The organism is Aeromonas sp. s10 (genome assembly GCF_040907975.1).
GTDB lineage: Bacteria > Pseudomonadota > Gammaproteobacteria > Enterobacterales > Aeromonadaceae > Aeromonas > Aeromonas caviae.
In genome coordinates, this window is the sequence record NZ_JBFOCV010000036.1 from 49,537 (window position 1) to 68,776 (window position 19,240).

Below are 19,240 nucleotides of genomic sequence, written 5' to 3' on the forward strand. Positions count from 1 at the left end.
GAGTGGCCCGGATGAAAAAAGGGCTGCGATGCAGCCCTTCTCTCGTTGCTAACACATTGACACAAAATATTATTTCACCAGCACCATGCGGGCGGGAATAAGAAAGCTGAAGCGGCTGCCCGCACCGACCCGGCTCTCGATATCGAGATGGGCATCGTGATGACTCAGGGCATGCTTGACGATGGCAAGGCCGAGCCCGGACCCTCCGGTGTGGCGCGAGCGGGCCTTGTCGACCCGATAGAACCGCTCGGTGAGCCGCGCCAGATGCTCGGGGGGGATCCCCTCCCCCTCATCCTGGACCGCAAACAGCGCCATGCTCCCCTGCTTGCGCCACTCCACGGTGATCTTGCGCCCCGCCGGGGTGTAGTGGATGGCGTTGTAGACCAGGTTGGAGACGGCGCTGCGCAGTTGATCCTGATCCCCGCGCACCAGCAGATTGGGCTGAACCATGAAGACGATCTCGTGGGCCCGCTCGCCGGAGAGCGCCCGCGCCTCCTGTTCCAGCAGCCCCAACATGGCGGGCATGTCCACCAGATGGGAGAGATCCACGGTGGGCGCCGCCTCGATGCGCGACAGGGTGAGCAGCTGGTTGACCAGATTGTCCATGCGGATCGTCTGCTCCATCATCACCTTGTGCGCCTTGGCCCACATGGCGGGGGGCGGCGGCTCCTCGGTCATCTCCAGATACCCCTTGAGCACGGTGAGGGGGGTGCGCAGCTCGTGAGAAACGTTGGAGACGAAGTGCTTGCGCGTCTTCTCCAGGCTGCGCAGCCGGGTCACATCCCGCACTACCAGCATGGCCTGGTCCTCCGCATAGGGCATGATGCGAAATTCGAGGAACTTCTCCTCGTTGATGGGGGAGTGCATCTCGAATGGCTCGTCATACTGCCCTTTGCCCAGATAGGCGACGAAGGCGGGGTGACGGATCAGATTGCCGATGTGCTGGCCGGCATCCTCGGGCCAGCGAAAGCCGAGCAGTTGCTCCGCCAGCCGATTGCACCAGAGGATGCTGCCGTCGGTGCGAAACACCACGGCCGCATCGGGCAGCGCCTCCGCCCCTTCCCGAAAGCGGCGGATGAGGCCTGCCAGCTCCCGGCGCCGGGCCCGGTGACGCTGCTGCAACTTGTAGATGCCGTTGAAGATGTGCTCCCAGCTGCCGCTGCCGTGGGGCGGCACCAGGCTGCGATCGTGCCACAGCCAGTCCGACAGCCGCTTCTGGAAGCGGTAGTGCCAGACCAGGTGCAGCACCGTGGCCACCAGCAGGCAGAGAACGAGATGATCGATTAACCAACCTACCAAGACGAAGGGGCTGTAGAAGAACGCCATTCGCCACAACTGTCGCCGCCAGGCGTAAGGTTGCAACATTAAGATCTCCTAGAGACAGCAAAGAGCCGGGTCCAATGCCCGCCGGCAGGTGCTGGCGGCACTGGCCCTGACCTAGAGACGGGTCGAGAAGCGGTAGCCGGCCCCGCGCACCGTCTGGATCAATCTGTCGTGCCCCGTCTCTTCGATGGCCTTGCGCAGGCGGCGAATGTGCACGTCCACCGTCCTGTCCTCGACATACACGTTGGTACCCCAGACGTTGTTGAGCAACTGTTCGCGGCTGTAGACCCGCTCGGGGTGGGTCATGAAGAAGTGCAGCAGCTTGAATTCGGTCGGCCCCATGTCGAGGGCCTTCTCCTCGGCACTGACCCGGTGGGAAACGGGATCCAGCTTTAGCCCCTGCACCTCGATCACCTCGTCCACCGAGGTGGGAGAGACACGGCGCATCACGGCGTGCAGGCGGGCGGTGAGCTCCTTGGGGGAGAAGGGCTTGGTGATGTAGTCGTCGGCACCGGCCTCGAGCCCGCGCACCTTGTCCTCTTCCTCGCCCCGGGCGGTCAGCATCACCACCGGGATCTGGCGAGTCATCTCATCCTGCTTGAGCTGCTTGAGGAACTGGATACCACTGCCACCTGGCATCATCCAGTCCAGCACGATGAGTTCGGGGTAGGGTTCGCGCACCTTTGCCAGTCCATCGGCGTAATCTTCTGCTTCTACTGTTTCATATCCCTTCTGCTCAAGCACGAAGCAGAGCATTTCGCGGATCGGTGCCTCGTCCTCGACCACCAGAATTCGCTTAGCCATATCCCTTCTCTCTCCTCTGTGAAGATGGGTGCGCCAATTATTAGAACTTTCTGTGACACTTTTATGACTTTATGACGGGCGGGATGATAAACGTTTTCAGATTCAGTTGGCAGCAGCGAGTTGCAGCAGGTCCCAGCGATTGCCACTGATGTCCTCGAACACCACCACGGTGCCGTAGGGTTCGAGGCGCGGCTGTTCACAAAAATGAACGCCATAGGCCTGCATCCGCTCGTAATCGCCCCAGAAGTCGTCGGTCTCAAGGAACAGGAAGACCCGACCGCCCCCCTGGCGACCGATGGCGGCGCGCTGCTCCTCGTTGGCCGCGCGGGCCAGCAGCAGGGCGGAGCCGGGAGCCCCCTTGGGAGCGACCCGCACCCAGCGTTTGCCCGGTTTGCCCGGCTCGTCGAGGGGGGTGTCTTCCAATAGCTCGAAGCCCATTCCCCGGGTGAAGAAGGCGATGGCCTCGTCGTAATCCGCCACCAGCAGCGTCAGGGCGCCAATGTGTTGTGCCATGGCATCTCTCCTCAGATAAATGATGGGGCGCATGATAGCCCCGCCCGGCCATGGGCTCCAGCGCCGGATCAGTCGGGCGCCACCTCCACCCGGTTGCGACCATTCTGCTTGGCCTGATAGAGCGCCTCGTCGGCCCGCTTGAGCGCCTGCTCCAGGCTATCCTTGCGCCGCTCGGCCACCCCGAAGGAGGCGGTGATACCGAGCCCCAGCGGCCAGTGCCTGTACCCCTCCAGCGCCCCTCTCAGCCGCTCCGCCAGGGCGGCGGCCCGTCCCTCGTCGTAATGGAGGCAGACCAGCACGAACTCCTCCCCGCCCCAGCGCACCAGTCGGCACAGGCTGTCACAATGGCGCAGCAGCTCGCTCACCATGTGCTTGAGCACCTCGTCCCCCACCGGGTGACCGTGACCGTCGTTGACCCCCTTGAAGTGATCGATGTCGATATAGATGAAGGAGAGCGGCATCTCGCCGAGCTCCCCGAGCAGCTTTTCGCCGCCGAGCCGGTTGAGGGCCCCGGTCAGGGGATCGTAGCGGGCCTCCTCCTCGGTGCGCCGGTTCTGCTCGCACAGGCTCGCACTCAGGGCTTCAGCCGCGAGGCGCGCCTCCCTGGCCTTGCGCAGCCGATCCCCGAACATCAGATTCTGGACCAGGAAGAGCAGCACGCCGTAGGCAAGCCACCCCAGCAGCAGATAGCGATAGAAGTCCCCCGGCTTGCACCAGCGGCCATAGAACTCCAGCCGCTCGAGCCGCAACCGGTACTCCCCCGGCAGCATCTTGTCATCGGAGGCGATCTCGATGGCGTAGACATGGTGCAGATCCGGCCCCTGCTGGACCAGCGGAATGTCGTACTGCTGCACCCACCAGGAGCTGGGGGCGAAGACGTTCAGGGGGACATCCTGCTCGCGGCCAAAATCCCTGGCGGTGAAGAGCACTTCGTTGAACTTGTGGGAACTCTCGTCTTCCCGCGTCGAGTAGACGGGATCGTAGTTGCGCAGATAAAGGCGCCAGGCCTGTCCCCCCTGCCCTTCTACATCCAGCCTCACCCGCACCCCGGTGAAGCCGGAGAGATCCAGCCCCCGCTCGGGGTCGGTCAGGGTCAGAACCAGCTCGCAAAAAGGATAGGCATATTGGCTTCGCAGGGTGCACTGGATGGCGGGTCTGTCGCCCCCCTGACTCAGGGTGGCGACGGAGGAGCCCTTGTGGGCCCTGTCATCCTGGGCACGCACGGACAAACCGGCCTGGCTCAGGATGTCGAGCCGCCGCTCGGGTCCGAATTCGAATAACACCATGGCCAGCAGGCTCGCCGCCAGCAGGCACCAGAACAACAGCGTCGTCATGCGGGAATAGGAAGGGATCATCGGTATCACACCTGAAAAAGGGCTTTTACCCTACACCTTGAAGCGCCGGACCGCGCTGATCCAGATCCAAGGTTATTACACGCGCCGCACCGGGCGCAGACGAGTGCCGACTAGCCGGCACGGGCCCCATGGGGCGCAAGCGGCATCGGCCAGCAGCCGGGAGAGAGGCGGGGGGCCTCGTCGGTCGTAAGATGGGTCATTGCGCACTCCCTGCGATGGAAACATAACGAAAAAACGTCCTTGCCACCGCAGTCTACACAAGCGCTGGACGGCGCGACACCCTTCACCCCTCCTCCCGCAGCGCCCGATAGAGGGTGGTGCGACTGATGCCAAGACGGCGCGCCGCCTCGCTCACGTTGCCGCTGCACTCTGCCAGGGTCTGCTGCACCCGCTGCCGACTCTGCTCGCGCAGGGTACTCCCTCCCAAAGGTGAGCTCGTTCCCCCCGCCACGGCGGGCAGATGCAGATGGGCAGGTTCAATCCAGCCCTGCCCCTCTGCCAGTACACAGGCCACCTCCAGCGCCTGTTTGAGCTGGCGTACGTTGCCGGGCAGAGGGTGGGCCAGCAACCGCTGCTCCGCCTCCCGGCTCAGTTGTAGCGCCGGGTCCATCTGGGCGAGCAGGTTCAGGATCAGCCCCTGACGCTCGGGCACCGACCAGGCCCGCAGGGGTGCCAGTTGCTGGCGCCAGCCGCAGATGCGGTAGTAGAGATCTTCGCGAAAGGTGCCGGCCGCCACCATGGCCGCCAGATCCCGATGGCTGGCGCTGACCAGCCAGAAATCCACCGCCTCGGGTCTGTGGCTGCCCACCGGGGTGACGACGCGCTCCTGCAACACCCGCAGCAGCCGGGTCTGGGCCTGGAGCGGCAGCTCGCCAATTTCATCCAGCATCAGGATGCCGCCGTGGGCGGCGCGCAGATAGCCCTGGCTGCCCTGGCTGCGGGCACCGCTGAAGGCGCCTCCCACGTAGCCGAACAGCTCGGCCTCCACCAGCTCCGCCGGCAGGGCGCCGCAGTTGACGCACACCAGAGGCCGCTCCCGACGGCTCGATCTGGCGTGCAGGGTGCGCACCAGGTGCTCCTTGCCGCTGCCGGTCTCCCCCTCGATGAGCAATGAGATGCCCCGCTCCAGCATCTTGAGCGGCACCTGCTGCGCCTGCGATCCCCCCTCCTCAACCGCGTTCGGCAGGGGGAGCCTGGCGGCGCGCTCCCCCGCCTCCGGCACCAGCCGCAGGCCGCGGCGCTCACGCAACAACTGCTGACCGTCGAAGGGGTGCTGGCCGAGCCAGAGCCGACCGGCCCGGTTGGCCCCGAGCAGCTCGCCCCCCTCCCCCAGCAGCAGGCGGGCAGACCAGAGACTCTGGGGATCGAGATCCACCAGCCAGCCCGGCTGGCGGGCCAGCAGGGCGTTTTCCAGGGTCATGGCCAGGAGGCGCACGGTGCCCAGCATGTCGCCGCCGTGATGGGCCGCATCGGTGGAGATGTCGAGCACGCCGAGCAGTTGCCCGTCAGGCCCAAGCAGGGGGCAGGCGCTGCAACTGAGAAAACTGTGCTGGGCGAAGAAGTGCTGCGCCCCCAGCACCTGCACCTCGCTCTGCTCGGCCAGCGCGGTGCCGATGGCGTTGGTGCCCTTGCTCGCCTCCCCCCAGCGGGCGCCGCTGCGCAGGAAGATCCGCTCGGCATGGCGGGCAAACCGGTCGTCTCCGCTCACCGCGAGGATGGCCCCCTCGCCGTCACACAGCAGCAGACGACAGGGTCTGCCCGCCAGCAACTGGCCAAAGAGCGGCAGCACGAAGCGCTGGAAGCAGGCGATGAGCGTCCTGTGCTGCTCCTGGCGAGCCGACAGCTCCCCCTGGGGCAGCAAGTCCAGCTCGGCGCTCTGCTGGCGGCTCAGCCCCTGATGCAGGCAGCGCTCCCAGGAGCGCTGGATTGGGCTGGCACCGGATTGAGGCAACTCGCTCATCACACCTCCTTCTACACACTCGCGAATAGGGCCGCCTTGGGGGAGCGCCTTCATCACGTCTCCTGTTCACAAACGGCACAGTGTCACACCCGATGTTCAGAAACGGCACAGTTCGGGGGCCGTCCTGGGGGGCACTGGTTAACCAAGATACCCCTTGGCACCCCGTTTGATAACGTTTTTGCAACCTTTTTGTGTAGAGCGCCGCCCGCTGGCACGCCCCTTGCGATGACAGGAAGCAACCGGACTGCCCGCCAGGCCGGTCAGGACCACACACACATAAGGATGATGAGATGATTTATACCGCTCCCGGTCAGGCAGGTGCCCTGGTCAGCTTCAAATCCCGTTATGACAACTTCATCGGTGGCGACTGGGTGGCGCCGCGCGCCGGCCGCTATTTCGAGAACATCTCGCCGGTGGATGGCCGGGTGTTCTGCGAGGTGGCCCGCTCCGACGCAGCCGACATCGAGCTCGCCCTGGACGCGGCCCACAAGGCGTTCGCCAGCTGGAGCAAGACCAGCGTCACCGAGCGCAGCAACCTGCTGCTGCGCATCGCCGATCGCATCGAACAGAACATTGAAGTGCTCGCCGTCGCAGAGACCTGGGAGAACGGCAAGGCGGTGCGCGAGACCCTGGCCGCCGACCTGCCCCTGGTGGTGGATCACTTCCGCTACTTCGCCGGCTGCATCCGCGCCCAGGAGGGCTCCGCCGCCGAGCTGGACCAGAACACCGTCAGCTACCACTTCAAGGAGCCCATCGGCGTGGTCGGCCAGATCATCCCGTGGAACTTCCCCCTGCTGATGGCCGCCTGGAAGCTGGCCCCGGTACTGGCGGCGGGCTGCTGCAGCGTGCTCAAGCCCGCCGAGCAGACCCCGGTCACCATCATGCTGATGATGGATCTCATCAAGGACATCCTGCCCCCCGGCGTGGTCAACGTGGTCAACGGCTTCGGCGCCGAGGCGGGCCAGGCGCTCGCCACCAGCAACCGGATCCAGAAGCTGGCGTTTACCGGCTCCACCGAGGTGGGCGCCCATATCCTGCGCTGCGCCGCTGACAAGCTGATCCCCTCCACCGTGGAGCTCGGCGGCAAGTCCCCCAACATCTACTTCGCCGATGTGATGCAGCACGAGAGCAGCTACATCGACAAGGCGGTGGAAGGGATGCTGATGACCTTCTTCAACCAGGGGGAGGTGTGCACCTGCCCCTCCCGCGCCCTGGTGCAGGCCAGCATCTATGACGACTTCATGGACCGGGTGCTGGCCCGCGCCCGCACCATAGTGCAGGGCAACCCCCTCGACACCACGACCCAGGTGGGGGCCCAGGCGTCCCGCGAGCAGTTCGACAAGATCCTGAGCTACATGGAGATCGGCCGCGGCGAAGGGGCCAAGATGCTGCTGGGCGGCGGCCCGGCCAAGGTGAGCGGGCTGGAGGGGGGCTTCTACATCCAGCCCACCATCTTCTCGGGCCAGAACAAGATGCGGGTGTTCCAGGAGGAGATCTTCGGGCCGGCGCTCGGGGTCACCACCTTCAAGGACGAGGCGGATGCCCTGGCCATTGCCAACGACACCCAGTACGGGCTGGGGGCGGGCCTGTGGACCCGGGACAGCAACCTGGCCTGGCGCATGGGGCGCGGCATCCAGGCCGGCCGGGTCTGGGTCAACTGCTACCACGCCTACCCGGCCCATGCGGCCTTTGGCGGCTACAAGAAGTCGGGGATCGGTCGCGAGACCCACAAGATGATGCTGGACCACTACCAGAACACCAAGAACCTGCTGGTGAGCCACGACATCAACCCCCTCGGCTTCTTCTAAGCCCATCCCGTGATCCACAAGGGCGCCTGCAGGCGCCCTTTTTCATGCGGTTCAGGCCACGGGTTGGCCCAGCTGCTGGCGATAGCGCTGGGGGGCGCAGCCCTGTTCGCGCTGGAACATGGCGATGAAAGCCGAGGTGGAGGCGTAACCGAGGCGCCAGGCGATCTCCTGCACCGGCATCTCGCCCCGCAGCCAGTCCAGCGCCTTCACCAGCCGCAGCCGGGTGCGCCACTGGCCCAGGCTCATGCCAAGCTCCTTCTGGCAGCGCCGCGCCAGGGTGCGCTCCGTGGTGTGCAGCGCCCTGGCCCACTCCACCAGCGTGCGGTTGTCCTCCGGCGCCGCCTGCAATGCCGCCAGCAAGGGGGCCAGCAGGCGATCCCGGCTCTGGGGCAGGTAGCTCGGCTGGCAACGGGTGCGGGCCAGCTTCTCGATGAAGAGTTCACCCTGGCGGGCATCCCACTCATCCTCCATGTGCCCGACCCGGCGCTGGGTGAAGTCCTCCAGCAGGGCCCGCAGCAAGGGGGTGAGGGCCAGCAGCTGGGGTTCCCGTGGCAGGCGCGGTGCCAGGGCGTGGCTCACGTAGATGGAGGTGTAATCCAGGGTCTGCTCGTTGAAGGCGGTGTGGGGCAGGTCCGCCGGCACCCAGATGAGGTAGTCCGGAGGCGCCACCAGCCGCTCTCCCCCCACCTCCACCACCATGACCCCCAGGCTGATGAGGCTGAGCTGACCCCAGGGGTGGGCGTGCTCGGCGCAGGCGTTGCCCCCCTGGATCTGGCTGTAGCGAAAGTAGAGGGGGTTGGGGTCGGCCAGCAGGCGATCCTGCTCGGCCAGGGTGAGGGTGCCCATGCAGATTGTCCCAAAGCGGTTATGACATGTCTTATTTACGCTACTTACCTCGTTCAAGACAAGGCTAGACTCTCCCCATCGTACCAAGGAGTGCCTATGCCTTTTCTCTTCCCCCTGCTCGCCATCCTGATCTGGGCCGCCAATACCGTGGTCTCCAAGGCCGCCGCCGGCGTGCTGGATCCCGCTGCCATCTCCTTCTATCGCTGGGTGATCGCCGCCCTCGCGCTCTCCCCCTTCTGCCTGCCGCAGCTCTGGCGCCGCCGGGCCGACATCCGCCCCTGGCTCGGCAAGCTGCTGGTGCTCTCCCTGCTCGGCATGGTGCTCTACCAGTGCCTCGCCTACTACGCCGCCCACAGCACCTCGGCCACCAACATGGGGGTCATCGGCTCCCTGCTGCCCCTGCTCACCCTGCTCATCGGGGCCTGCTGCTTTGGCCAGAAGCCGGGCAAGCAGGCGCTGCTCGGCATGAGCCTCTCCCTGTTCGGGGTGCTCTGGCTGCTGGGTCAGGGCAATCCCCTGGCACTGCTGCACAGCGGCATCAACCCCGGCGACGGCATGATGCTGCTGGGGGCGGCCAGCTATGCCCTCTATGGCCTCTTGATCCGCCGCTGGCAACTGCCCTTCGGCCCCTGGCTCAACCTCTACCTGCAGATCCTGCTGGCGGTGCTGCTGCTCATCCCGGTGGCCCTCTCTGCCGACTCCCTGGCCATTCCCGCCCAGGGCTGGAGTATGGTGCTGTTCGCCGGCCTCGCCTCCTCCATCTTCGCCGCCTACTGCTGGATGCGCGGCCTCGCCACCCTGGGGGCGGAGCGCACTTCGGTCTTCATGAACCTGATGCCCCTGTGCACGGCCCTCATCGCCGTCATCACCCTGGGGGAGCCCATCCACGGCTATCACCTGCTGGGGGGCGGCCTCATCCTGACCGGGGTCATGCTCTCCCAGCTCAAGCCGAGGGTACGCCGTCCTCTGCCGGAAGGGGCTTGAGCCGGCCAGCACCATGAAAGAAGGGAGCCTCGGCTCCCTTCTTGCTGCCCCCGTCAGGGCACGCCTGACCTTTTCGCCAGGGTGGCGTCTCCTCCTTAATCCCTGCCCCCCCGCCCCTTGTCATGGGCGGCGAAGGCGCTGCGGGCCGCACTGATGCCATTCATGCAGGCGGGCACTCCGGCATAGACGGCGACCTGGAGCAGGATCTCGATGATGGTCTCCCGGCTGACCCCCACATTGAGGGCGGCCCGGATATGGAACTCGAGCTGTCCGGGCGCCGTGCCCATTCCCATCAGGGTCGCCACCGTGAGCATCTCGCGGGTACAGAGATCGATGCCGGGACGGGCGAGCACATCGGCAAAGGCAAACCCCAGCACCAGCTCGGCAAGCTCCGGTGACAGGGCATCCAGGCTGGCGGCGACCCGCGTGGGCGCTTGGGGATCGAGCCGGGCCAGCAGCGCGAACGCCCGTTCACGGCGATCCGTGTGCGAGCCGCTCATGCGTTCACCCCCTTCATCCCCTCGGCGGTATAGCGCTCCCCCGCCACCGGCAGGGTCCGGATGGCCTGTCCCAGGGCCCCGAGCTCCGCTGGGGAGAGGCGCACCGAGAGGGCGCCGAGGTTATCCTCAAGGTGGGTCAGGCGCCGGGTGCCGGGGATGGGCACTATCCCCTCCCACTGCGCCAGCAGCCAGGCCAGGGCTATCTGCGCCGCCGAGCATCCCTTCTGCTGCGCCAGGGCCATGACCGCCTGCACCAGGGTGCGGTTGGTGGCGAGGTTGTCCCCCTGAAACCGCGGCAGACTGGCCCGAAAATCCCCCTCCTCGAACACCGCCTCCTGCTGGTAACGCCCGGTCAGAAACCCGCGCCCCAAGGGGGAGTAGGCCACCAGACCAATCCCCAGCTCCCGGCAGGCGGGCAGCACCGCCGCCTCCACCTCCCGCGTCCAGAGGGAGTATTCGGTCTGCACCGCCGCCACCGGGTGCACGGCATGGGCGCGCCTCAGGGTGGCCTCGCTCACCTCGCACAGACCGATGCGGGCTATCTTGCCCTCCTGCACCAGCTGCGCCAGCCCGGCCATGGTCTCCTCGACGGGATGGGCCGAATCGAGGCGGTGCACATAGTAGAGATCGATCTGCTCGATGCCGAGGCGGCGCAGGGAACCCTCGCAGCTCTGGCGTGCATAGCGGGCGCTGTTGTCGAGGGTACGCCTGTACTCCCCGTGCTGGCGCACGATGCCAAACTTGGTGGCGACCTTCACCTGCCCCCGCCGGGTCGCGAGAAAACGCCCGATCAGCGCCTCGTTGTGGTGGGGGCCGTACATGTCGGCGGTGTCGAGCAGGTCGATGCCCCGCTCCACCGCCTCCGCCAGCACCCGCAAGGACGTCTCATCGTCCCGCGGCCCGTAGAATTCGCTCATCCCCATGCAGCCCAGCCCCAGGGCAGAGACCTGCAGGTTGGCTCCCAGTGTTCGTCGTTGCATCGCATTTTCTCCCTGACAAATTGCAGGGGAGTATGGTCTTCCGAAAATGAATGAGATATAGAGGTAACTGGCAACCTATCTTCCGATTATGGAAACACTATGCACGATCCCCTGCTCTGGGACGACGCCCGCGTCTTCCTGGCCATCGCCCGCAGCGGCACCCTGAGCGGTGCCGCCCACGCCCTGCGCATGGGGGTGGCCACCGTCTCCCGGCGCCTGGACAGGCTGGAGGCGGCCCTCGGCCTGCCCCTGTTCAGCCGCCACCAGCAGGGCTATCGCCTGACCGACGACGGGGAGGCCCTGCTTGAGCGAGCCGAAGCGCTGGAACATGCGGGGCTGGCCTTTGGCGAGGCGGGGCAGTTGCAGGGACAGGTGGCCGGCACCGTGCGCCTCGCCACCGCCGAGAACCTGGCCAATCCCCTTATCATCCCCTCCCTGCCGACGCTCTTTGCCCAGCACCCCGAGCTGAGGGTGGAGCTGGTCACCGGGGTGCAGACGGTGAACCTGCACCGGCGCGATGCCGATCTCGCGGTGCGCATGGTCAAGCCCGATGCCGGCCACCTCACCCTGCGGCGCCTGGGCACCCTGGGCTTTGGCCTCTACGGGACCGGCGCCTACCTGGATGCCCGCAGCCCCGGGGTGGATGCCGCCAGCTTCGATCAGGATGACTTCATCGGCTGGAACGAAACCCAGAGCCACCTGCCCGCCGCCAGATGGATGACCCGCATGCTGCGCGGCCGCCCCTGCCGGGTGGAGACCGGCACCCTGGCGGCCCAGCTCGCCGCCGCCCAGGCCGGTCTGGGGCTCGCGGTGCTGCCCCACTACCTGGCCCGCCAGACGGATCTGGTCTGCCTGCTGCCGGAGCTCGGGGTGGATCAGCCCATCTGGCTGGTGCTCCACAGCGATCTCGCCCACTCCCGGCGGGTGCGGGCCGTGGCGGATCACCTCATCGCCCTGTTCGAGCGCGCCCGCACCGCCCTGCACCCCTTCTCGGGCGACCCCAGATAAAGGGGCCGGGTCGCATCGGGGCAAAACAAAAGGGAGCTCAAAGGCTCCCTTTTATCTGCGCAGCATGGTGTGCGCGGCCTCTTCGGCGTTGTGCCCGCGACGGGGTCACGACTCCCGGCGCCAGTGGTAACGCCGCTCCGGGCGGCCACGCTGGCCGTAGTTGAGCTCCACGTCCAGCCGATCTTCTGACTCCAGAAACTCCAGGTAGCGGCGGGCCGTGGTGCGACTCAGGGAGAGGCGCAGGGCCACGGTGTCGGTGGAGAAGGTGTTGTCCGGCTCCCCCGCCAGCAGATCCAGCACCTGGCGCAGGGTGATGGCGTCGATCCCCTTGGGGGTTTCCCGCGCCTCCCGCCCCTGGTTGCGCGCCTTGCCCATCAGGCGGTCCAGGTCGCTCTGGGCCAGCTCCCCCGGCTCGCACAGGCGGCGATGCAGGACCAGGATCTCCTCCAGGCTCTGCTGGATGCGAAACAGCCGCAGCGGCTTGATGACGTAGTCCTGCACGCCCAGGTTGAGGGCCTGCTGTATGGTCTCCACGTCGCAGGAGGCGGTCACCATCATCACCATCACCTCCCGGTTGTGGCTGCGCAGCCGGCTCACCCACTCCAGGCCCGAGCCATCGGGCAGGGAGATGTCGACCATCAGCAAGCGGGGCTCGCTCCCCGCCATCAGGCGATCCGCCTCGGCCAGGGTGCCGGCCCGCCCCATCAGGGAGAACCCGGCCGTGGAGGAGACCAGCTCCCCCAACATGGCGCCTATCCGCTCGTCATCCTCGATAATCAGCGTGAAGATTGGCTTCATGACTTACACCAATTGGTTTTTATTCAAATAGATACCGAACAGGGTCGTCTGCTCGGCGGTGCGGCGCCATTCTATCACGCCCCCCCGCCTGGCCACCGTCTTCTTGACCAGGAAGAGGCCGACCCCGTGATCCCCGGTCTGGCGGCTGACACCGTAGTCGAACAGGTGATCCGCCAGCGCCTCGTCCACCCCCTCGCCACTGTCCTCCACCTCGATCACCAGCCGCCGCCCCAGATCATCGAGGGAGAGCAGCACCCTGGGAGCGGCGTGCTCGCGGTTCCCCCAGGCGGCGCGAATGCCGTTGTCCAGCAGGTTGCCGATGCAGGTGATGAGATCCGCCGACACCTCGGCCGGATACTCCCCGAGGGCCGACCCCGCATCCAGCACCAGCTCCACCCCCAGCTCCCGCGCCCGGCTGAACTTGCCGAGGATGAGCCCGGCCACCGGCTTGTTCTCGATGACCCGCAGCAGATCCTGCAACATGTTCTGGCAGGCTTCGTTCTCCTGCTGGATGAGGTCTACCGCCTGATCCACGTGGCCGAGTTGGAGCAGACCGGAGAGGCTGCTGAGCTTGTTGGCGAATTCATGGGTCTGGATGCGCAGCATCTCGCCGTACTGGCGCAGGTGGGTCACCTGCATGCCCAGGCTGCCGGTGCCGTCTGGCCGGCTGAAGATGAGCATGCGCCCCGGCTCGCGACCGCTGAGCTCCTGCCAGTGGCCGACGAAGTCATCCCCCTGCACGGTGAACCTGACCGCCCCCCCTTGCTGCAACGTGGGCACGAGGCCGGGGGCCAGCTCCGCCAGGGATCGACCCAGCAGGGCGTGGCGCCCGGTGCCGGGCAGTCGCAACTGATAGAAGGCGGCGCTGTTGAGCATGGTGATCCTGTGCTGGTTGTCCAGGGACACTATCCCCTCCGAGATCCCCTCCAGCACCAGATCCTGCTGGGCGAAGCGATTGGCGATGGTCTCCGGCTCCAGATCCAGCAGGGTGCGGCGCAGCAGGTGCTGCACCCAGAGCGCCAGCAGCAGGCCGCACCCCAGCACTGCCGCGATGGCGCCGACCAGCAGGGCGATCCGCTCCTGATAGGTGCCCTCCACGGTGCGCATCAGATAACCCACCGCCACCGCGCCAATGGCCTGGCCATCGGGCCCCACCACGGGAGCGAAGCAGCGGATGGCGGGGCCCAGGGTGCCCACGTCCCGGGAGCAGTAGCTCTCGCGCGACTGGAGTGCAGGCCAGATGTCCTCCCCCCGGAAGGTCTGGCCCACCAGCTCGGGCGAGGGGTGGCTCAGGCGCCTGGCATGTTCGTCGGTCACCACCATGTAGGCGGCATCGGTGCGGCTGCAGATCCCCTGCACATAATCCCGCAGCCCGGGATCGCTCCCCTTCTCCAGGGCCTGGACCACCCGGCTGTCCGCCGCCAGCACCCGGGCCAGATCACTCCCCTTCTCCTTCAGGTTGTTCTCCAGCAGGTGGCGCATGAAGAGGGCGAGCAGACAGCCCAGGATCAGGATCAGCAGCAGTGACAAGCCAAGCGAGAGGGTGACTAGCTGGTGGCGCAGTTTCATCGTTCAACCTTGCAGCGGACAGGAAAGCCCAGGGTGAGGGTGTCGCCCCGCCGGGTCAATGGCCAGCCTGGCGCACCTCAAAGGTGGCCACTCTAGCGCCTCCTCCGGCCGTTGTCGGTTAGCTGGCCCGCAAAGCCATATAAAAACTTAAACACCACGGCCCGGGCAAAAAACCTGAACGTGAGCTGCATCACGCTATTTACTTAGCCTGCGAAATAAATATAATGCTTCGCAAGCTAAGTAATTGAGGTGCCCGTCATGAAAAAGGATCTGGAGATGTTGCGAGAACTCTCCCTCGCCGAGCAGCTGGGGCGATTGCACCGGCTCTGGCGCACCGTGGCCGATCTCGAGCTGGCGCCTCTGGGGCTCACCCATCCCCGCTGGACCGCCCTGTGGAAACTCAGCCGCCTCGGCGGCCACCTCAGCCAGAAGACCCTGGCCGAGGCCCTGGAGATAGAGCTCCCCTCCCTGATGCGGACCCTGGGTCAGCTCGAGGAGCAGGGGCTGATCGAGCGCCATTGCTGCAGCCAGGACAAGCGGGCCCGCATCGTCACCCTGACCCCGGCGGGCAAGGCGCTGCTCGATCAGATCGAGGGCCGCATCATCGCCGTGCGCCGGGAGCTGCTCACCGGCATCAGCCAGCAGGAGCTGGCCCAGTTTGAAGACATTGTGCACCGCATCTCCGCCAACGCCCTTAGCAAGATAGCCGCACAGCATGAAGAGAGAGAATAAGATGACACCGGATCAACAATTCAAGCGCTGGATAAAGTGGGCCATCGTCTGCTTCGTCCTGGTGTTTGGCTACTTTCTGCTGGCCGACATCAAGATGCCCCTGACCCCCCAGGCCATGGCCACCCGGGTCGTCACCCGGATGGCCCCCCAGGTCAGCGGCAAGGTGGTCGAGGTCGCCGTCGCCAACAACCAGCACGTCAAGCAGGGGGATCTGCTGTTCGCCCTCGACCCGGAACCCTTCCAGCTCGCCGTGGATCAGGCCAGGCTCGCCCTGGATCAGGCCAGGCAGCAGAACCGCCAGCTGGACGCGACCCTGACCGCCTATGAGGCGGAGTACAGCTCGCTGCGCACCCAGGCCGACCAAAAACAGCGGGAAGCGGCGCGCATCGACGCCCTCTACCGCCGTCACATGGTCTCTGAACAGCAGAAAGATGACGCCGACAGCGCCGCCCGCACCGCCCGTGCCAACCTGCTCGGCAGCCAGGCCCGGGTAGAGCAGGCCCGCGTCAACCGCGGCTTGCCAGGGGAAGACAACCTGCTGCTGCGCCAGGCCCGCAACCGCCTCGCCCAGGCCGAGCTCAACCTCGCCTACAGCCGGGTTCATGCGAGCCAGGACGGCATCATCACCAACCTGCAGCTCAAGCCTGGCAGCGTGGCCAATGCGGGCTCCCCCCTGCTGGCCCTGGTCTCCGAGCAGGTGGACGTGATCGCCGATTTTCGCGAGAAGAGCCTGCGCCACGTCAGCGCCGGCAGTCAGGCCCTCGTCGCCTTCGACGGCGAGCCCGGTCGCCTCTATCCGGCCCGCGTCGCCAGCCTGGATGCCGGGGTCAGTGCCGGCCAGTTTGACGCCAACGGCCAGCTTGCGAACCCCGTCGAGTCCGATCGCTGGGTGCGGGATGCCCAGCGCCTGCGCCTGCACCTGACCCTGGAGCAACTGCCTGCCCACCTGCCGGCCGGGGCTCGCGCCACGGTGCAGCTGCTGCCGGACAACACCCTGACCGGGCTGCTGGCCCGCGGCCAGATCCGTCTGCTCAGCCTGCTGCACTACATCTATTGAGATGATGACCATGAACCTGTGGCACAGACCCCTCACCCCCAACGAACTGCGCCAGTGTCTGCGCATCGCCTTTGGCTGCACCCTGGGGTTTGTGCTGTGCAAGATCTTCGGCTGGAGCAACGGGGTCTTCTTCACCGTCACCCCGGTGCTGCTGCTCGGCCTGGTGCCGGTGATGAACGGTCACGCCGCCCGCCAGCTCATCGCCTCCGCCGCCATGTGCGGTCTGGAAGTGGGACTGCTCGGCGGCCTGTTTGGCGGCCACCCGGGGCTCATGCCCCCCCTGGTCTTTTTGCTCTTCCTCTACCGTTTCGCCGCCATGTCCCGGGGCAGCCTGTTCCTGTTCGGTGCCAACGGGGTGCTCAGCCTCAGCATCATGCTGCACTTTGCCAGCTACCCCGGGATTGATCTGAACGACCTCATCTTCAGCAACCTCTGGGCCAGCGTCCTGTCGGTGCTCATCGCCTATCTGATGACGGCCCTCATTCCGGATGTGGAGGAGCGCCCCAGGCCGGCCCCCTCCCCCAAGGCGCCGCACCGGATGCGCCACGAAGCCCTGCTGGGGGCGTCCATCGCGACCCTCTCGTTCCTGGTGTTCCAGATCTTCGATCTGCGCGACTCCATGTCCGCCCAGGCCACCACCCTGCTGCTGCTCTTCCCCATGCACTGGAACGGCGCCCTGGACTATGCCCGCAAGCGGGCCATGGGCACCCTGCTGGGGGTGAGTTTCGGCATCCTGGGGCAACTGGTGCTCTATGACTGGTCCGGCTTGCTGCTGCTGGTGACCCCGGTGCTCTGGCTCGGTGCCATGCTGTTCAGCTATGCCCATGTGAAGGAGGCGAGCGGCTCCGGAGTCGGCTTCGGTGCCCTCACCACCCTCGGCATCCTGTTCGGCCAGTACCTGACCCCGGGCAACGACCTGGTGTTCAGCGCCCTCTATCGGGTGAGCAGCATCCTCTTTGCCATCGTGGTCACCCTGCTCGCCTGCTACCTCATCCACCGGCTGCTCAATCGCTTCGAGGCGACACGGTTCGGCCACTGACCCTTTTCTGCAGCCATTGGATGGCTCCCTTTCGCCCCGCTTGCCTGCCGGGGCGTTTTTTTGCCTGCCCCACGGACCAGAGGGAGACGGACGCATCCCGACGCAGGGCTCCTGCCATGAGGTTGCAGTTGTGCCTCATCCTGTTAGGCTCAAGGCCATATGACACCGTTGTGAGGATCAAACATGAAACACGCCAAGCTCTTTCTACTGGGGGCGGGCGCCATCACCCTGCTCGGCGGCTGCGATCTGGGCAGCGGCAAGCTGGGAGTGACCGGCGGCGATCCCGTCACCTATCTGTGTGAACAGAACCAGAAAGTGCAGGTTCGCTACTTCTCCCTCTCGGACGAGAGCCTGAACTTCGTCAAGCTCTCCCTCCCCGATGGCAAGGATTACACCCTGCCTCAGGCGGTCTCCGCCTCCGGCGCCCGCTATACCGACGATCACGAGGTGGTCTGGTGGAACAAGGGCAAGGAGGGGTTCGTCGAGATGCGTGATGACGCCGGGGAGTGGCAGAGCCGCTACAACGACTGCAAGGAGCAGTGAGCCGCGCCGTCATGGCACAGAGCCCACACGAAACACCCCGGCCTGGCCGGGGTGTTTGTCATTTCACTTCCACTTCAAATCGGGCCACAACCCGAGCCGGAATGGCTTGCAGATTCTGCTCCGATGGCCGGTAGCGCAGCTGCGCCAGCCCGGAGATGGCGATGAGATCCAGCACGCCGGGGGGCTGGGACTCCAGTACCTCTGGGCTGAACAGCGTGCCATTGGAATCGATGAGGTAGCGAAGGGTCACATACCCCTTGACCGGCCTCTTCGCCGGCAGCCCCCCGACCGGGTTAAAAGTGATGGCATCCCCCACCAGCACCCAGTATTCGGGCAGCGTTTCCCAGGTGACATCCACCGGAGGTTGATTCAGCTTGGCGGTGGGGCTGGCACAGCCTCCGAGCAGGGCCAGGGCGACCCACAGCAACAACCCTTTCACTCGCACTCGACATTCCCTCGTCGTTGTATCGCTCGACTCCATGAGCGACGCGCCAGTGTCAGGCAAAGGGGCTCATCCGGGAAGCCCCCATCTGGCAGGCAAAAAAAAGCCAACCCCGGAGGGTTGGCCTTGTGATCTCTCACGGCTCAGGCGCGCTTGTCGCTTACCACCAGCCAGAGGGCATGAACCATGCCGGGCAGACCGCCCAGCAGGGTCAGCACTATGTTGATGAGGAAATGGAGGCTGAAGCCTACCTGGATAAAGGCGCAGACCGGGGGGAGAAAGATGGCCAGCAGGATCTTGAGCAGATTGTTCATCGGGATTCCTCGTGTAAACAGCGCCTGGGGTTGGCCTAACCATAAACACCCAAGGCCTCAACTGCAAACCAGACAGGGGATCTGCTCTCCTCCTTTCCGCCAGGCGTTGAGGTCGTGAACCATCTGGTTGCTGCTGCCACGCCAGAGCAGACCGGGATCCGCCAGGGCCTTCTCGAACCTGCCATCCACCAGCACGTCCAGCAAGGCCACCAGCTCCCGCTGGGCCGGGCTGAGATCGGCCAACAGATAGCCGGTCCAGCACCAGATGTCCTTGCCGGGGCACTCGGTTCGCACCCGCTTCACCAGCGCCAGCACATGCGGCACGTTGACGGGGTGGAGCGGATCGCCACCGGAGAGCGACAGTCCGCGCCGCTTGATGCGGCTGTCGTTGAGATCATGAATGATGCGATCGCTCATCGCCTCATCGAACGGCTTGCCCCCATCAAGCCGCCAGGTGCTCTGGTTGTAGCAGCCGGGGCACTGGTGCTCGCAACCCGACACGAACAAGGTGGCGCGGGTGCCTGGGCCGTTGATCACATCGACCGGGTAGTACTGGTGGTAGTGCATTCGAGTTCTCTGGGTTAACGGCCAACCCCCTCCCAACCTCCCCCTTCGAAAGGGGGAGGAGCTTCTTTGCCCCCTCCCCTGCCAAGGGGAGGGCTGGG

General features: G+C 65.9%; 20 protein-coding genes. 7 read left to right on the forward strand and 13 right to left on the reverse strand.

Annotation, left to right across the window (positions count from 1 at the left end; translation table 11 throughout):
• Positions 1-69: 69 nt before the first annotated feature.
• The 5 genes from phoR to AB5Y59_RS12145 form a co-directional block, all read right to left on the reverse strand.
• Positions 70-1,365, reverse strand: coding sequence for a phosphate regulon sensor histidine kinase PhoR (phoR, locus tag AB5Y59_RS12125; protein WP_042014623.1), 1,296 nt, complete (start codon positions 1,363-1,365; stop codon positions 70-72).
• Positions 1,366-1,437: 72 nt separating this feature from the next.
• Positions 1,438-2,127, reverse strand: a complete 690-nt coding sequence (gene phoB / locus AB5Y59_RS12130) for a phosphate regulon transcriptional regulator PhoB (RefSeq protein ID WP_010673471.1) — start codon at positions 2,125-2,127, stop codon at positions 1,438-1,440.
• Between the two features lie 102 nt (positions 2,128-2,229).
• Positions 2,230-2,640, reverse strand: coding sequence for a VOC family protein (locus AB5Y59_RS12135; protein ID WP_010673470.1), 411 nt, complete (start codon positions 2,638-2,640; stop codon positions 2,230-2,232).
• Between the two features lie 68 nt (positions 2,641-2,708).
• The gene (locus AB5Y59_RS12140; protein ID WP_103244453.1) at positions 2,709-3,995 is read right to left on the reverse strand and encodes a diguanylate cyclase; all 1,287 of its coding nucleotides are present in this window, start codon (positions 3,993-3,995) and stop codon (positions 2,709-2,711) included.
• A gap of 283 nt (positions 3,996-4,278) precedes the next feature.
• The gene (locus AB5Y59_RS12145; protein WP_368212036.1) at positions 4,279-5,955 is read right to left on the reverse strand and encodes a sigma-54-dependent Fis family transcriptional regulator; all 1,677 of its coding nucleotides are present in this window, start codon (positions 5,953-5,955) and stop codon (positions 4,279-4,281) included.
• Between the two features lie 290 nt (positions 5,956-6,245).
• On the opposite strand from AB5Y59_RS12145, the gene AB5Y59_RS12150 reads away from it, so the two are divergent.
• The gene (locus tag AB5Y59_RS12150) at positions 6,246-7,763 is read left to right on the forward strand and encodes an aldehyde dehydrogenase family protein (RefSeq protein WP_139700619.1); all 1,518 of its coding nucleotides are present in this window, start codon (positions 6,246-6,248) and stop codon (positions 7,761-7,763) included.
• A gap of 51 nt (positions 7,764-7,814) precedes the next feature.
• Here the strand turns inward: AB5Y59_RS12150 and AB5Y59_RS12155 are convergent, their stop codons facing one another.
• Positions 7,815-8,609 (reverse strand): helix-turn-helix transcriptional regulator, encoded by a 795-nt coding sequence (locus AB5Y59_RS12155; RefSeq protein ID WP_010673466.1) that lies wholly within the window; start codon positions 8,607-8,609, stop codon positions 7,815-7,817.
• Between the two features lie 96 nt (positions 8,610-8,705).
• On the opposite strand from AB5Y59_RS12155, the gene AB5Y59_RS12160 reads away from it, so the two are divergent.
• Entirely contained in the window at positions 8,706-9,593 is an 888-nt protein-coding gene (locus AB5Y59_RS12160) for a DMT family transporter (RefSeq protein WP_010673465.1), read from the forward strand.
• A 95-nt stretch (positions 9,594-9,688) separates the two neighbouring features.
• Here the strand turns inward: AB5Y59_RS12160 and AB5Y59_RS12165 are convergent, their stop codons facing one another.
• On the reverse strand, positions 9,689-10,093 hold the full coding sequence (locus AB5Y59_RS12165; RefSeq protein ID WP_039039282.1) for a carboxymuconolactone decarboxylase family protein: 405 nt from the start codon (positions 10,091-10,093) through the stop codon (positions 9,689-9,691).
• Positions 10,090-11,073 carry an aldo/keto reductase gene (locus AB5Y59_RS12170; RefSeq protein WP_368212037.1) on the reverse strand — a complete coding sequence of 328 codons (984 nt, stop codon included), beginning with the start codon at positions 11,071-11,073 and terminating at the stop codon, positions 10,090-10,092. Before AB5Y59_RS12170 ends, AB5Y59_RS12165 begins: the two co-directional genes overlap by 4 nt.
• Positions 11,074-11,172: 99 nt before the next feature.
• Here AB5Y59_RS12170 and AB5Y59_RS12175 point away from each other — a divergent pair, with 99 nt between their 5' ends.
• Positions 11,173-12,081: a LysR family transcriptional regulator gene (locus tag AB5Y59_RS12175; RefSeq protein ID WP_043152344.1), complete on the forward strand. Its 909-nt coding sequence runs from the start codon at positions 11,173-11,175 to the stop codon at positions 12,079-12,081.
• A gap of 105 nt (positions 12,082-12,186) precedes the next feature.
• Here the strand turns inward: AB5Y59_RS12175 and AB5Y59_RS12180 are convergent, their stop codons facing one another.
• Entirely contained in the window at positions 12,187-12,879 is a 693-nt protein-coding gene (locus AB5Y59_RS12180; RefSeq protein WP_039039279.1) for a response regulator, read from the reverse strand.
• Between the two features lie 3 nt (positions 12,880-12,882).
• A complete protein-coding gene (locus tag AB5Y59_RS12185; RefSeq protein WP_104451731.1) occupies positions 12,883-14,448 on the reverse strand; it encodes a sensor histidine kinase in 1,566 nt (521 codons plus the stop codon).
• 258 nt (positions 14,449-14,706) lie between these two features.
• On the opposite strand from AB5Y59_RS12185, the gene slyA reads away from it, so the two are divergent.
• The 4 genes from slyA to AB5Y59_RS12205 all read left to right on the forward strand — a co-directional run bounded on the left by slyA (position 14,707) and on the right by AB5Y59_RS12205 (position 17,819).
• Entirely contained in the window at positions 14,707-15,180 is a 474-nt protein-coding gene (gene slyA, locus AB5Y59_RS12190) for a transcriptional regulator SlyA (protein WP_323902858.1), read from the forward strand.
• A 1-nt stretch (position 15,181) separates the two neighbouring features.
• Positions 15,182-16,237: an HlyD family secretion protein gene (locus tag AB5Y59_RS12195; RefSeq protein WP_010673458.1), complete on the forward strand. Its 1,056-nt coding sequence runs from the start codon at positions 15,182-15,184 to the stop codon at positions 16,235-16,237.
• Positions 16,238-16,247: 10 nt separating this feature from the next.
• The gene (locus AB5Y59_RS12200) at positions 16,248-17,276 is read left to right on the forward strand and encodes a DUF2955 domain-containing protein (RefSeq protein ID WP_368212040.1); all 1,029 of its coding nucleotides are present in this window, start codon (positions 16,248-16,250) and stop codon (positions 17,274-17,276) included.
• A gap of 183 nt (positions 17,277-17,459) precedes the next feature.
• Positions 17,460-17,819: an MliC family protein gene (locus AB5Y59_RS12205; RefSeq protein ID WP_010673456.1), complete on the forward strand. Its 360-nt coding sequence runs from the start codon at positions 17,460-17,462 to the stop codon at positions 17,817-17,819.
• A 58-nt stretch (positions 17,820-17,877) separates the two neighbouring features.
• Here the strand turns inward: AB5Y59_RS12205 and AB5Y59_RS12210 are convergent, their stop codons facing one another.
• From AB5Y59_RS12210 to nrdG, 3 genes are all read right to left on the reverse strand, one after another.
• The gene (locus tag AB5Y59_RS12210) at positions 17,878-18,258 is read right to left on the reverse strand and encodes an energy transducer TonB (RefSeq protein ID WP_270821035.1); all 381 of its coding nucleotides are present in this window, start codon (positions 18,256-18,258) and stop codon (positions 17,878-17,880) included.
• A 146-nt stretch (positions 18,259-18,404) separates the two neighbouring features.
• On the reverse strand, positions 18,405-18,575 hold the full coding sequence (locus AB5Y59_RS12215; protein WP_010673454.1) for a YqaE/Pmp3 family membrane protein: 171 nt from the start codon (positions 18,573-18,575) through the stop codon (positions 18,405-18,407).
• A 57-nt stretch (positions 18,576-18,632) separates the two neighbouring features.
• On the reverse strand, positions 18,633-19,142 hold the full coding sequence (nrdG, locus tag AB5Y59_RS12220) for an anaerobic ribonucleoside-triphosphate reductase-activating protein (RefSeq protein WP_223915737.1): 510 nt from the start codon (positions 19,140-19,142) through the stop codon (positions 18,633-18,635).
• Positions 19,143-19,240: the final 98 nt, after the last annotated feature.